At 58.0% G+C, this 13,790-nt stretch carries 14 protein-coding genes; 7 read left to right on the top strand and 7 right to left on the bottom strand.

Annotation, left to right across the window (positions count from 1 at the left end; translation table 11 throughout):
* Positions 1–17 precede the first annotated feature (17 nt).
* A complete protein-coding gene (locus tag QLQ16_RS09215) occupies positions 18–347 on the top strand; it encodes a 2Fe-2S iron-sulfur cluster-binding protein (protein ID WP_283224400.1) in 330 nt (109 codons plus the stop codon).
* Between the two features lies 1 nt (position 348).
* Here QLQ16_RS09215 and ffh read toward each other — a convergent pair whose 3' ends face one another.
* On the bottom strand, positions 349–1,734 hold the full coding sequence (gene ffh / locus QLQ16_RS09210; RefSeq protein WP_283224399.1) for a signal recognition particle protein: 1,386 nt from the start codon (positions 1,732–1,734) through the stop codon (positions 349–351).
* A 78-nt stretch (positions 1,735–1,812) separates the two neighbouring features.
* On the opposite strand from ffh, the gene QLQ16_RS09205 reads away from it, so the two are divergent.
* The 6 genes from QLQ16_RS09205 (at position 1,813) to QLQ16_RS09180 (ending at position 8,742) form a co-directional block, all read left to right on the top strand.
* Positions 1,813–2,616, top strand: a complete 804-nt coding sequence (locus QLQ16_RS09205) for a cytochrome C assembly family protein (RefSeq protein WP_283224398.1) — start codon at positions 1,813–1,815, stop codon at positions 2,614–2,616.
* Complete coding sequence (locus QLQ16_RS09200; protein ID WP_283224397.1) at positions 2,613–2,840, top strand: PP0621 family protein; 228 nt, start codon at positions 2,613–2,615, stop codon at positions 2,838–2,840. Before QLQ16_RS09205 ends, QLQ16_RS09200 begins: the two co-directional genes overlap by 4 nt.
* Before the next feature lie 10 nt (positions 2,841–2,850).
* Complete coding sequence (ampD, locus tag QLQ16_RS09195) at positions 2,851–3,426, top strand: 1,6-anhydro-N-acetylmuramyl-L-alanine amidase AmpD (protein WP_283224396.1); 576 nt, start codon at positions 2,851–2,853, stop codon at positions 3,424–3,426.
* 457 nt (positions 3,427–3,883) lie between these two features.
* On the top strand, positions 3,884–6,757 hold the full coding sequence (locus tag QLQ16_RS09190) for a ribonucleoside-diphosphate reductase subunit alpha (RefSeq protein ID WP_283224559.1): 2,874 nt from the start codon (positions 3,884–3,886) through the stop codon (positions 6,755–6,757).
* Between the two features lie 194 nt (positions 6,758–6,951).
* The gene (locus tag QLQ16_RS09185) at positions 6,952–8,028 is read left to right on the top strand and encodes a ribonucleotide-diphosphate reductase subunit beta (RefSeq protein ID WP_431310401.1); all 1,077 of its coding nucleotides are present in this window, start codon (positions 6,952–6,954) and stop codon (positions 8,026–8,028) included.
* 192 nt (positions 8,029–8,220) lie between these two features.
* The gene (locus QLQ16_RS09180) at positions 8,221–8,742 is read left to right on the top strand and encodes a histone (RefSeq protein WP_283224558.1); all 522 of its coding nucleotides are present in this window, start codon (positions 8,221–8,223) and stop codon (positions 8,740–8,742) included.
* A 70-nt stretch (positions 8,743–8,812) separates the two neighbouring features.
* On the opposite strand, the gene QLQ16_RS09175 is transcribed toward QLQ16_RS09180, so the two are convergent.
* The 6 genes from QLQ16_RS09175 to QLQ16_RS09150 all read right to left on the bottom strand — a co-directional run bounded on the left by QLQ16_RS09175 (position 8,813) and on the right by QLQ16_RS09150 (position 13,752).
* Positions 8,813–9,688 carry a DUF3426 domain-containing protein gene (locus tag QLQ16_RS09175; protein ID WP_283224394.1) on the bottom strand — a complete coding sequence of 292 codons (876 nt, stop codon included), beginning with the start codon at positions 9,686–9,688 and terminating at the stop codon, positions 8,813–8,815.
* A gap of 32 nt (positions 9,689–9,720) precedes the next feature.
* A complete protein-coding gene (gene prmA / locus QLQ16_RS09170) occupies positions 9,721–10,617 on the bottom strand; it encodes a 50S ribosomal protein L11 methyltransferase (protein ID WP_283224393.1) in 897 nt (298 codons plus the stop codon).
* A gap of 7 nt (positions 10,618–10,624) precedes the next feature.
* Complete coding sequence (gene accC, locus QLQ16_RS09165; RefSeq protein ID WP_283224392.1) at positions 10,625–11,974, bottom strand: acetyl-CoA carboxylase biotin carboxylase subunit; 1,350 nt, start codon at positions 11,972–11,974, stop codon at positions 10,625–10,627.
* Between the two features lie 16 nt (positions 11,975–11,990).
* Positions 11,991–12,449, bottom strand: a complete 459-nt coding sequence (gene accB / locus QLQ16_RS09160; protein WP_283224391.1) for an acetyl-CoA carboxylase biotin carboxyl carrier protein — start codon at positions 12,447–12,449, stop codon at positions 11,991–11,993.
* Between the two features lie 155 nt (positions 12,450–12,604).
* Positions 12,605–13,171, bottom strand: a complete 567-nt coding sequence (locus QLQ16_RS09155) for a TlpA disulfide reductase family protein (RefSeq protein WP_283224390.1) — start codon at positions 13,169–13,171, stop codon at positions 12,605–12,607.
* Positions 13,168–13,752 (bottom strand): hypothetical protein, encoded by a 585-nt coding sequence (locus QLQ16_RS09150; RefSeq protein WP_283224389.1) that lies wholly within the window; start codon positions 13,750–13,752, stop codon positions 13,168–13,170. Before QLQ16_RS09150 ends, QLQ16_RS09155 begins: the two co-directional genes overlap by 4 nt.
* Between the last annotated feature and the right edge of the window lie 38 nt (positions 13,753–13,790).

The following is a 13,790-nucleotide window of genomic DNA, read 5'->3' as shown; positions in this document are numbered from 1 at the left end:
TTGAGCGCGATGCATTGATGATCACGATCCACCTGCAACCCCACGACCCGACCCAAACCGCGCACACCCTGCAAGCCCAGCCCGGCCAAAGCCTGATGCAAGCGGCTGTTGATGCGAATTTGCCTGGCATCCAAGCCGATTGCGGCGGGCTGCTGACCTGCGCCACTTGCCATGTGGTGGTGCAAAGCGATTGGCAATCCAAACTGCCGCCGATGAGCAGCGACGAAGACGGCATGCTGGCCTTCACCGCCCAAACGCGTGAGGCGGGGAGTCGCCTGTCGTGTCAGATCGAGCTGACCGAAGAACTGGACGGCCTGCAGGTCACACTGCCCGCAAGCCAGTACTGAATCAGCGCGGCATGCCGGGGAAACCCCCGCCGCCGCCCATCATGCCTTTCATGGCGCCCATGCGTTTCATCATTTTCATGAGGCCGCCGCCCTGCATTTTTTTCATCATGTCCTGCATTTGCTCAAACTCTTTGAGCATGCGGTTGACGTCGTGCACCTGAACACCCGCACCTGCGGCAATGCGGCGCTTGCGCGTGGCCTTGATCAACTCGGGCTTGCTGCGCTCTTTGGGCGTCATGCTGTGGATGATGCCTTGCTTGCGGGCGATGTCTTTCTCGACCTTGTCCATGTCCATCGCGCCGGCCTTGGCGGTCAGCTGGCTGGGCAGTTTGTCCATCAGGCTGGACAGGCCGCCCATTTGTTTCATCTGCTGGATCTGGGCCAAAAAGTCGTTCAGGTCGAAACCGCCACCGCTCTTGACCTTGGCGGCCAGCTTTTGGGCGGCCTCCATGTCCACACCGGCAGTGACTTGCTCCACGAGCGCGACGATGTCGCCCATGCCCAAGATGCGACCGGCGTGGCGCTCGGCATCGAACACTTCCAAGCCGTCGATCTTTTCGCTGGTACCGGCAAACTTGATGGGCGCGCCGGTGATCTGGCGCACAGACAGTGCCGCACCGCCGCGTGAGTCACCGTCGAGCTTGGTCAGCACGATGCCGGTCAGGGGCAGCGCTTCGCTGAAGGCTTTGGCGGTGTTGGCCGCGTCCTGGCCCTGCATGGCGTCGACCACAAACAGAGTTTCCACAGGTTTGAGTTCTGCGTGCAGGCCCTTGATTTCGGCCATCAGGGCTTCGTCAATCGCCAGGCGACCGGCAGTGTCGACCAGCAGCACATCAAAAAAGTGCTTGCGGGCGTAGTCGATGGCAGCTCGGGCGATGTCGATCGGCTTTTGGTCGGGGGTGCTGGGGAACCATTCGGCACCGGCTTGTGCGGTGACGGTTTTGAGCTGTTCGATGGCGGCGGGGCGGTACACGTCGCCCGAGACCGTGAGCACTTTCTTTTTGCGCTTTTCGATCAGGTGCTTGGCCAGCTTGGCGGTGGTGGTGGTTTTACCGGCACCTTGCAGACCGGCCATCAAGATCACGGCGGGCGGCTGCGCGGCCAAGTTGATGTCGGCCACGCCTTCGCCCATGGTGGCGGCCAACTCGCGGTTGACCACACCCACCAGGGCCTGGCCGGGCTTGAGCGAGCCCATGACCTCTTGACCCAAGGCTTTGTCTTTCACACGGGCAATGAAATCACGCACCACCGGCAGCGCCACGTCGGCCTCCAGCAGGGCCATGCGCACCTCGCGCAGCATGTCGGCCACGTTCGATTCGGTGATGCGGGCCTGTCCGCTGATGGTTTTGACGAGGCGGGAAAGTTTGTCGGTCAGGGCGGAAGCCATGCGTGCGAATCCAGAAAAACCGGTCCAGCGTGGTGGTGAAGCCCCTGTGGCTGCACCTGAAAGGCTAAACTCGGACCTATGATTTTAGCGAGTCCCCCATTCTGGATGCACCCCGCTGCCGCCGTGGCCGCGCTGGCCTATGGTTTGGCGGCGGTCACCGGCGCACGCATGGGCGAAGTCAATGCCCGCCGCTTGCTGGGTCTGGCTTGGGCTGCGCATGCTTTGGCTTTGCTGGGTTTGCTGGCGGGGCCGGCGCGGTTTGGCTTTGCACCAGCCATGTCGGTCACGGCTTGGCTGGTGGTCACCGCTTATGTGGTGGAGCGGCAAATCTTCCCGCAGCTCAAGGCGCGCTGGGCCATGGGGGGCTTAGGAGCCGTGGCGGTGGCCATGGCTTGGCTGTTTCCGGGCACACTGTTGCATGAGCAGGCCTCGGCTTGGTTGCCCCTGCATTGGGCGCTTGGCCTGTCGGCCTATGGCATGTTTGGTGCGGCCGTGATTCACGCCTGGATGATGACGCGCACCGAGCGCAACATCCGCTTGGGCCAAGAAGCCGACAGTGGCCTGCCCTTGCTGACCCTGGAAAAACTCACCTTCCGTTTTGTGACTGCGGGCTTCATGCTGCTGACCGCCACCTTGGTCGCCGGGGCCTTGTTTGGAGAAACCCTCTATGGCCAGGGCCGGGGGCAATGGCGCTGGGACCATAAGACGACTTTTGCACTGTTGTCCTGGCTGACTTTTGCGGTGTTGTTGATCGGTCGCAGTCAGTGGGGCTGGCGTGGCCGCCGGGCGGTGCGCGTGCTGTACATCGGTGCCAGCTTGCTGCTCTTGTCTTATGCCGGTTCGCGTTTTGTGCTCGAGATCTTGTTAGGACGTGCGGGATGAAATTCCTCTTTTTGTTGTTGGTGGTGATGGTCGTGGTCTGGGCCATCAAACGCGGCCGCAAGAGCCCTTCCGCCCCTCAAGCCCCCCAGTCAACGCCCGCCGAGATGGTGGCCTGTGCACAGTGCGGCATCCATTTGCCTCACGCCGAGGCAGTGGCCGGCCAAAAGGGCTTGTACTGCAGCACCGAGCACCGCAGTGCGGCGCAAGACAGCAACCCCGCCTGACCACTATCGCGTGCCGTCCCAGACCCCACTTTGGCAAAACGGCTGGTACAGCCAAGCCCAGCGACATGACTCACCCAACTTCGGCCCTCGGCCCGAGGGCGCCAGCATCGACTTGCTGGTGGTGCACTCCATCAGCTTGCCGCCAGGTCAATACGGCGGCCACGAGGTACAGGCCTTGTTCACCAACCAACTGGACTGGGATGCGCACCCCTACTTTGAGCAAATACGCGGTCTGGAGGTGTCGTCACACTTTTACATTCGACGCGATGGCTCTCTGGTGCAATTCGTCAGCTGCGATGACCGGGCCTGGCATGCCGGCCGATCCGAATACCGCGGCCGCAGCAACTGCAATGACGACTCCGTCGGCATAGAACTGGAAGGTCTGGAGGGTGAACGGTTCGAGCCTGCTCAGTACCAGCGTCTTGCCCGTTTGTGCCAAGACCTGGCGCTTTGCTACCCCATCGCCCACTTGGCGGGGCATGAGCACATTGCGCCCGGCCGCAAACAAGATCCCGGTCCCGGATTCGACTGGTCTTTGTTGAAGTCTTTGACAGATTTCTCAGATAAGTGTTTTCCCTTGGTTTGATGCCAAATTCACAACACTGAAAAAAATATTTTTCAGCACCATTTTGGGCACCCGCCAGCAATTTGACGCTTGGCCAAAGACAAACGGAATTTTGCCAAGGCCGCCAAATCAAGCCTACAGACCATAAACCTCCTTGAAACCCAATGCTGGCGCAACTTTCGTCCAAGAAGTGGCGTGATTCAAAGCGTTCATCGGCCCCTTTTCAGCCCTTGAAAAGTCCAAAAAAGTGCCTCTCCCCTCGGTCACAAACGGTCTTGCCAGAAAAAGCCCAGCAGGAGCTCGGTACACTATAGGTAGTGGCTTGAATGAAGTTTGGACACCAGATATAGTGTCCCTTACAAATTCTCACAAAAGAGATTTGAACGATTTCAAGCCCTCAAGATTCAACGCCCTGCAACAAACCAAAAACATGACCATGCACACCGACCTGAACATCTCGAGTCACTCTTCCGGCCTGATGGGTGCGACCGAAACTGAACACCATTCGGCCGCATCAGTCCACGCATTGGCGAACTACCAAATCATCCGCCGCAATGGCGCAGTGGTGCCCTTCGAGCCCAACAAAATTGCCGTGGCCTTGATGAAGGCCTTCTTGGCTGTTCACGGCACCCAGGGTGCAGCATCGGCCAGCGTTCGCGAAGTGGTGGAAGAACTGACGCAGGCCGTTGTGCGCGCCTTGGTGCGCTCGCGTCCAGGCGGCGGCACCTTCCACATTGAAGACGTGCAAGACCAGGTCGAACTGGGCCTGATGCGCAGCAGCAACCACGAAGTGGCCCGCGCTTATGTGCTTTACCGCGAGCGCCGTACGCAAGAGCGCGCCCAGCAGCAAGCGACCCCAGAGACAACTTCCGACGAACCTGCCCTGCACGTGATCGATGCAGGTCAACGTGTGAAGCTGGATTTGAATTACCTCAAATCCTTGATGGTCAACGCCTGCGCTGGCTTGGGCCAGGACGTGAGTGCCGAGCCGATCGTGGCCGAAACCATGCGCAACCTGTACGATGGCGTGCCCATGGAAGAGGTTTACAAAGCATCCATTCTGGCGTCACGCACGCTGATCGAAAAAGACCCCGACTACACCTATGTCACCGCCCGTTTGCTGATGCACACGATTGCCAAGGAAATCCTGGGCAAGGAAGTGCCACCTGATCAGCTGGCACAAGCGTACCTGGACTACTTCCCTCAATTCATCAAAAAAGGCGTGGACAACGACCTGCTGGATGAAAAGCTGTTGCAGTTTGACCTGAAGCGTCTGGCCGAAGCCCTCAAACCCGAGCGCGACATGCAGTTCGACTACCTGGGTCTGCAAACCCTGTATGACCGCTACTTCCTGCACGTGCGCAAAACCCGCATCGAGATGCCCCAGGCTTTCTTCATGCGCGTGGCCATGGGCCTGTCGCTCAATGAAATCAACCGCGAAGCCCGCGCCATCGAGTTCTACGAGATCTTGTCCTCGTTCGACTTCATGTCCTCCACCCCCACTTTGTTCAACAGCGGCACCTTGCGCTCGCAGCTGTCCTCTTGCTACCTGACCACGGTGCCCGATGATCTGGACGGCATTTACGAGTCGATCAAGGAAAACGCCCTGCTGTCCAAGTTTGCGGGCGGTCTGGGCAACGACTGGACCCGCGTGCGCGCCATGGGCTCTCACATCAAGGGCACCAACGGCGAATCGCAAGGCGTGGTGCCTTTCTTGAAGGTCGTCAACGACACCGCTGTGGCCGTCAACCAAGGCGGCAAGCGCAAAGGCGCGGTCTGCACCTACCTGGAAACCTGGCACCTGGACATCGAAGAATTCCTGGAGCTGCGCAAGAACACCGGCGATGACCGCCGCCGTACGCATGACATGAACACCGCGAACTGGATCCCCGATCTGTTCATGCGCCGCGTCATGGAAAAAGGCGACTGGACTTTGTTCTCGCCCTCGGATGTGCCTGATTTGCACGACCTGTTTGGGCAAGCTTTCGAAAAAGCCTATCTCGCTTACGAACAGAAAGCAGAACGCGGAGAGATTCGACCCAGCAAGAAGATCCCAGCCAACGATTTGTGGCGCAAGATGCTGTCGATGCTGTTCGAAACCGGCCACCCTTGGATCACCTTCAAGGACCCTTGCAACGTGCGCTCACCCCAGCAGCACGCCGGTGTGGTGCACTCATCCAACCTGTGCACCGAGATCACGCTCAACACCAGCGACACAGAAACCGCCGTGTGCAACTTGGGCTCGGTCAACCTGTCCAAGCACCTGAAAGACGGCCCCAACGGCAAAGTCATTGACCACGCTAAGCTGCAAAAAACCATCACGATTGCCATGCGTATGCTGGACAACGTGATCGACATCAACTATTACGCCGTCAAGAAGGCCCGCGACTCCAACATGCGTCACCGCCCCGTGGGCCTGGGCCTGATGGCTTTCCAGGATTCGCTGTACGAAATGCGCATCCCCTACGCCTCGCAAGCGGCTGTGGAGTTTGCCGACCAATCGATGGAAGCGATTTGCTACTACGCCTACTGGGCTTCGACCGAGTTGGCCAAGGAACGTGGCCAATATTCCAGCTACAAGGGCTCGCTGTGGGACCAAGGCATCTTGCCGCTGGACACGCTGGACCTGCTGGCACGCGAGCGCGGTGGCTATGTGGAAGTGGACCGCTCCTCCACCCTGGACTGGGACGCCCTGCGCAAGAAAATCGCCCAAGACGGCATGCGCAACTCCAACTGCGTGGCCATTGCACCCACCGCGACCATCTCCAACATCATCGGCGTGGACGCTTCGATCGAGCCTTGCTTTGGCAACTTGTCGGTCAAGTCCAACCTGTCGGGCGAATTCACCGTGATCAACGGCTACTTGGTGCGCGACTTGAAGCGCCTGGGCCTGTGGGACGATGTGATGGTGATGGATTTGAAACACTTTGACGGATCGCTGCGCCCTATCGACCGCGTGCCACAAGAAATCAAGTCCTTGTACGCCACAGCGTTCGAAGTCGAAACCACTTGGCTGGTTGAAGCCGCCGCTCGTCGCCAAAAATGGATCGATCAAGCGCAGTCGCTGAACATCTACATGGCCGGCGCATCGGGCAAGAAACTGGACGACACCTACAAACTCGCCTGGTTGCGTGGCCTCAAAACCACCTACTACCTGCGCACATCGAGCGCTACACAAGTGGAGAAGTCCACCGTTCAAGCGGGCTCTCACAACGCCGTGTCCTCAGGCATGCCGACCGGCGGCATGAGCGCCAGCGATGCATCGTCATCGCACCCACCATTGAGCGCTGCACCTGCGACCGATGTTCAATTCACCGCGATCGACGATGTCGGTTGCGAAGCCTGCCAGTGATGACACCTGCAACGCTGGGCATTTCAAACATGCAAAGCGATGCAATAGAGCAACACTTCGAGGCATTGCGCGCGCAGAAAGTGAATCTCTGCTTTGCAATTCACGCGCATGCTTTCATAATTTGAGAACTGGAAATTTTTATGTTGTCTTGGGACGATCAAGCTAAATCCGCATTGCAGCCTGCAATGCCTCCAATGCCTGGCACAGGTGCAGCGCCCGCATCGGCTTCGGCGTCTTCCGCTGCTCCCAGCCCTCGCCGCATGACCGCAGCTGACAAGCGCGTCATCAACGGCCAGACCGACGTCAACCAGTTGGTCCCCTTCAAATACAAATGGGCTTGGGAAAAATACCTGGCCACCTGCGCCAACCACTGGATGCCGCAGGAAGTGAACATGAACCGCGACATCGCCCTGTGGAAAGACCCCAATGGTCTGACCGAAGACGAGCGCCGCATCGTCAAGCGCAACCTTGGCTTCTTCGTGACTGCAGACTCACTGGCTGCCAACAACATCACGCTGGGCACTTACCGCCACATCACTGCGCCCGAGTGCCGCCAGTTCTTGTTGCGTCAAGCTTTTGAAGAAGCCATCCACACCCACGCCTACCAGTACATCGTTGAATCACTGGGGCTGGACGAGAGCGAAATCTTCAACGCCTACAACGAAGTCAAATCCATCCGCGACAAAGACGAGTTCCTGATCCCCTTCATCAGTGCGATCATGGACCCGAACTTCAAGACAGGCACCTTGGAAACCGACCAGACTTTGCTCAAGTCTTTGATTGTGTTCGCCTGCCTGATGGAAGGGCTGTTCTTCTACGTGGGATTCACGCAAATCTTGGCCCTGGGTCGCCAAAACAAGATGACCGGCGCTGCCGAGCAGTACCAGTACATCCTGCGCGACGAGTCCATGCATTGCAATTTCGGCATTGACTTGATCAACACGGTGAAGCTGGAGAACCCCCAACTGTGGACGGCCGAGTTCAAGGCCGAGATCAAGGCCTTGTTCCTGCAAGCGGTTGAATTGGAATACCGTTATGCCGAAGACACCATGCCGCGCGGCGTGTTGGGCATGAACGCTTCCATGTTCAAAGGTTATCTGCGCTACATCGCCAACCGCCGGGCCACTCAAATTGGTCTGGAGCCTTTGTTCCCCAACGAAGAGAATCCATTCCCATGGATGAGCGAAATGATCGACCTGAAAAAAGAACGCAATTTCTTTGAAACCCGGGTCATCGAGTACCAATCTGGCGGGGCCTTGTCTTGGGACTGATCTTCTGAACACCCTTCACATGTCACCCTTCTTCAAGCCACAACGCATGATCCCTCCGGGGGTTGGGCGGTGTGGCTTTTCCGCGTTCATGGTGTTGAGGCATGCTTCAGCACCATGGATCGCTTTGTGCATTCCAACAAGCACCAAGCGTTCCCTTTCCGTTGAGTTCTCAACTTGATCAAGGAGAAAATCATGGCAACTGCAAAAAAAGTAGCGGCAAAAAAAGCTGCTCCCGCAAAGAAGGCCGTTGCGGCCAAAAAACCTGCTGCTAAGAAAGTAGCCGCAGCCAAGAAACCCGCTGCCAAAAAAGCAGCACCCGCCAAGAAAGCTGCTCCAGCTAAAAAGGCCGCTCCTAAAAAAGTAGCAGCCAAAAAGCCAGCAGCCAAAAAAGCGGCTCCTGCTAAAAAAGCAGCTGCTCCTAAAAAAGTAGCCGCTAAAAAGCCAGTCGCTAAGAAAGCAGCAGCGCCCAAGAAAGCAGCAGCTCCTAAAAAAGCCGCCGCTAAAAAGCCTGCAGCCAAAAAAGCTGCTCCAGCCAAAAAGGCCGCTGCCAAGAAAACTGCCGCCAAAAAGCCTGCCGCTAAAAAGCCCGCAGTGAAGAAAGCAGCCAAAAAGCCTGCCGCCAAGAAAGCTGCCAAAGCACCCGCTGCCCCGGCTGCACAAACCACTTTGAATCCTCAAGCTGCGTGGCCGTTTCCTTCGGCCGCCAAGCCCTGATTCTGAAGTTAAGCGCTAGCCGCAAAGCCCGACACTGGCAACAGTGTTGGGCTTTTTTCATGGGCGATGGTCAAGGGTAAAAGCTCAGCACCCGGTAGCCGGTCACGGGTGTTTCGCTGTTGACCAAGATGCGCATGTCACCTTGCCAGACCTGGGCAGGGTCCAAGGATTTGGGCGCACCCAACTGGGTCGGCAAAAACACACGCCGCACCACAGGCTTGCCCTGGGCATCTTGCAGCGTCAACTCAAGGGCCGTCATCTCCAACTTGTGCGTTGTGGTGTTACGCACAATCCATTTGAGCTCAAAGGCATCATCACGCTGGATGAAGCTGGAGGTATCGATCACCAAGCCACTGACATCGCGCGCGTATTCATGTTCGCAAGCAAGCGTACGGCAAAGTTGCTGAAACACGCTTTCAGTCGCAGGAAATTTTTCCGCCAGAGCAAAACGCTCCGTCCATACCCATTGAGCCAAGAGGCCCACAGCCAATGCACCGATCGCCAACACTGACGGCCAGCGGCGTTGCGGCAACGCATGATGGTCATCACCCGCAGCCTCAACTTCTTCGGGCAAAGATGAATCCGGCGACGTGGTGACCAAATCTGCTATGGCTTTTTCGATTTCGGGCTTGAAAGTCGACAGGGCTTCTTCGAACGAGCTGAGGTCTGCCGACGCCTGCGAGGGCGTTTTGGGTTCAGACCGGTCTTCTTTTTGGAGCAGCGCATCGATGTCAAGGCGTTCATCCGTGCCAGGCTCGCCTGCAGCAGGCTGCGCATCGATGACGGATGCCTGCGACGGCTCCGCAGACCAGGCGAGGATCAAACCCGTGCTGTCAAAGGCATGCTGGCATTGACCACAACGCAACCACCCCTTGGCGGCCTTGAGCTGATCAGGCGAAACCTGATAGACCGTGGCACATTCAGGGCAGCGGGTAATCCAATTCATGCCCTGATTGTAGACAGGGCCCGCCAAGCGCCTCAAGCAGCGCTTGCGGGCTTTTGGGCGGTCATCAAAATCCAGCCGTCTTCCGAATCGGCCACCTCCAACTGCACCCAAGGTGCGTAGGCGGCTTTGAGTTCATCGGCTTGACGCTCCAAAATCCCTGCCAGCACCAAGGCACCGCCGGCTTCGACATGCGAGCACAGGAGCGGGGCCAAAACCTTGAGGGGCGTGGCCAGGATGTTGGCCAAGACCGTTTGGTACAGGCCCTGGGCTTGCTCAGGTAGACCAGCAGTCAGGACGACATGGTTGGCTTCGGCGTTGAGCACGGTCGATGTGACCGCGGCTTCGTCGATGTCCACCGCATCGATGCGGGTGGCCCCGTATTTGGCAGCGCCAATGGCCAAAATGCCCGAACCACAGCCGTAGTCCAGCACGCGCTGGTCTTTCACGTTGTTGCGAGCGATCCAGCGCAGGCACATGCGGGTGGTCGGGTGCGTGCCGGTGCCAAAAGCCAAACCAGGATCCAGGCGAATGATCTGATGGGCTTGGGCTGGCGGCTCGTGCCAAGTGGGCACGATCCAGAACTCGGGCGTCACCTCCACGGGTGCGAACTGGGACTGGGTCAAACGCACCCAGTCTTGTTCGGCAATGGCTTGGATGCCCAACAGACGGCAACCCTCGAAAAAGTCTTGCGCCTGCAAAAGCGCAGATGCCTCTTGAGCACCTGACTCTTGGGCAAACAAAGCCACCATGCGGGAGCGCTGCCAGCCGTCCTTGGGAGGCGGCATGCCAGGCTCGCCGAACAAAGCCTGCTCGGCAGGGGTCTGGGCATCGGCGTCTTCGACGGACACGCTCAACGCATCCAGGGCGTCGAGCGCATCGCTCAACACGTCAACCCGATCCTCAGGGCAGCGCAAGCTCAATTCAAACATAAAGGCCTCAGCGCTTGTGCTGGCTCAGCCAGTGTTCCAGATAATGGATGTTGGTGCCGCCTTGCATGAACTTGGCATCCACCATCAACTCGCGGTGCAGTGGGATGTTGGTGTTGATGCCTTCGATCACGGTCTCGGCCAAAGCGGTCTGCATGCGGGCCAGCGCCTGCTCGCGGGTATCGCCGTGGACAATGATCTTGCCGATCATCGAGTCGTAGTTCGGGGGCACAAAGTAGTTGTTGTAGGCGTGCGAGTCCACGCGCACACCCGGGCCGCCGGGCATGTGCCACGACGTGATGCGACCCGGTGATGGCATGAACTTGAAGGGGTCTTCCGCGTTCACACGGCATTCGATGGCATGACCTCGAATCTGGATCTGTTTTTGCGTGAAGGGCAGTTTTTCACCCGCCGCCACCATGATCTGCGTCTTGACGATGTCCACGCCCGTGATCCATTCGGTTACGGGGTGCTCGACCTGCACGCGGGTGTTCATCTCGATGAAATAAAACTCACCGTTTTCGTACAAGAACTCGAATGTGCCCGCACCGCGGTAACCGATCTTCTTGCAAGCGGCCACACAGCGCTCGCCGATCTTTTCGATCAATTTGCGGGGAATACCTGGCGCTGGCGCTTCTTCGATCACCTTTTGATGGCGACGCTGCATGGAGCAGTCGCGCTCTCCCAGGTACACCGCGTTCTTGAACTTGTCGGCCAGGATCTGAATTTCGATGTGGCGCGGGTTCTGAAGGAACTTTTCCATGTACACCGCAGGATTGCCAAACGCCGCACCGGCCTCGGCTTTGGTCATCTGCACCGCATTGATCAGGGCCGCTTCGGTGTGCACCACACGCATGCCTCGGCCACCGCCGCCGCCAGCGGCTTTGATGATGACGGGGTAACCCACGCTCTTGGCGATGCGGCGGATTTGCGCCGGATCGTCTGGCAATTCCCCTTCAGAGCCGGGCACGCAAGGCACGCCTGCGCGGATCATGGCCTGCTTGGCCGAAACCTTGTCGCCCATGATCCGGATCGACTCGGGTGTGGGCCCAATGAACTGGAAGCCGCTTTTCTCAACGCGCTCGGCAAAATCGGCGTTTTCACTCAAAAAGCCGTAGCCAGGGTGAATCGCTTCTGCATCGGTCACCTCAGCAGCCGAAATGATGGCCGGCATATTGAGGTAGCTCAAGGGCGAGGCCGCAGGCCCAATACATACCGCTTCTTCGGCCAACTTCACGTATTTGGCTTCTTTGTCGGCTTCGGAATACACCATCACCGCTTTGATGCCCAACTCTCGGCAAGCGCGTTGGATGCGCAGGGCGATCTCTCCGCGGTTGGCGACCAGGATTTTCTTGAACATGAAATCCCCGTTTGGTTTATTCGACGATGAACAAAGGCTGGCCGTATTCGGTCGCTTGACCGTTCTCGCACAGGATTTGTGTCACGGTGCCGGACTTGTCGGATTCGATCTCGTTGAGGATTTTCATCGCTTCAATGATGCACAGGGTATCGCCTTCTTTGACCACCGAGCCGATTTGCACAAAGGGTGCAGCGCCTGGGCTGGACGATCGGTAAAAAGTGCCCACCATGGGTGATTTGACGGCATGGCCAGCTGGCGCTGCGGGAGCGGCTGGTGCTTCTGCGACCGGTGCTGCGGCGACCGCCACGGGCGCCGCAGGTGCAGCGGCAACGGGTGCTTGCTGAACCATCACAGGTGCGGCAATGCCCATGCTCTTGACGATGCGAACCTTGCCTTCGGCTTCGGTGATCTCCAATTCAGAGACATTCGAGTCTGATACCAAGTCGATCAGGGTTTTGAGTTTGCGCAAATCCATAGGACCTCCATTGCGTAAGCCAACGTAAGCGCCTGAATTTACACCAAATTTCAGTAAAAACCCTCAAAAAATCAGCTATTCACCGTCAAATCCGAAAAAATCAAAGCGCCATACAAGTCCGTCACGGCAAAAACGACCCGTCAACAGGCGCTTGATCAGGCTTTTGGCCAACTCCCTTGCCATTTCGCCAAGTCTTCTGGCGTCAATTGACCAAGTTTTTGCCGCCAAATGGTGCCATCTGCATTGAAAAACACACTGAAAGGCAATCCACCAGCCGCATTCCCCAGCGACTTGGCCAACTCGGTACCCGCGAAACCAGCCAAGCCAACAGGAAAACCCAGAGGCTGACGAAGCAAGAATTTTTTGACAGCACTGGGCTGGTCAATGGCCAAAGCGAGAATTTCAGCCTTTTTTGCAGCATTTTCACGCCAAAAGCGATCAAGTAAGGGCAACTCCTCAACGCAAGGGGGACACCAGGTCGCCCAGAAATTGACGAGCAAAGGATTGCCCTTGAAGTCCTGCATGGACAAGCTCATGCCAGAGGGGTCTTCAAAGCTTTCAGCCCAAAAAGCATGCTGTGCGACAGGTCCTGCCGATTGTGGCGACAAGCGCCACCAAGCCAGCCCAGCGCCAACCAAACCAGCAGTGGCACCGGCGGCCCCAAGCCAAGCACGTCTTGAAGGAGTGTGATTTTTATCCATCATGTTGTCATCGTCTTTCATCCTGCAAGCAATTGCTTTAAAGCGGAGACACTGCCGCGTGGCGAACGCCCTCGGGCATCGGGCAGCAAAGCCCCGCGCAAGTCATCCAAGTCATAAACGCGCAAGTGGACCCCAATGTCTTCACCCAAATCTGGGCAAAAGCTGTGCAAGCTCAAGACATCCACATCCTCGCCATGCATGCCGCGCACCGTCTGGACTTCGTAGCGCAGGTTTTGGTTGATCAATTCGATTTCGGCCGATTTCGGGTCATCGCAAAACAAGGCCAGGTCGATGTCGCACAAACGGGTGGCCCAACCTTGCCAAACCGCCCCACCCAAGTGGGGGCGAAAAGGGGCCAGCCGCTCCATCCAGACCAGGGCATGTTCCCGCAAAGCTTGCAACTCACCAGGCTGGGTGTCTGCGCAAAACAGCGCGATGTAATCCATGACCTGCGATTCCACCTCCTCATTGGAGGGCAAGGCGGTGCGAGAAGCAAGCCCCAACTCTTTGAGCGCGCGGTGTTTGGCGGGACCAAAGCTCAGCCCCTCTTCCACCACCAGCCGCGCGGCCGTGGCCGCGATTTCCAATGCGGTGTCGTTCATGAGGTGGCATTGTGCCCGCTGGCTCGAACACCCCACAG

Source organism: Limnohabitans lacus (genome assembly GCF_030053395.1).
Classification (GTDB): domain Bacteria; phylum Pseudomonadota; class Gammaproteobacteria; order Burkholderiales; family Burkholderiaceae_C; genus Limnohabitans_A; species Limnohabitans_A lacus.
This window is presented reverse-complemented; position numbering and strand designations above follow the sequence as displayed.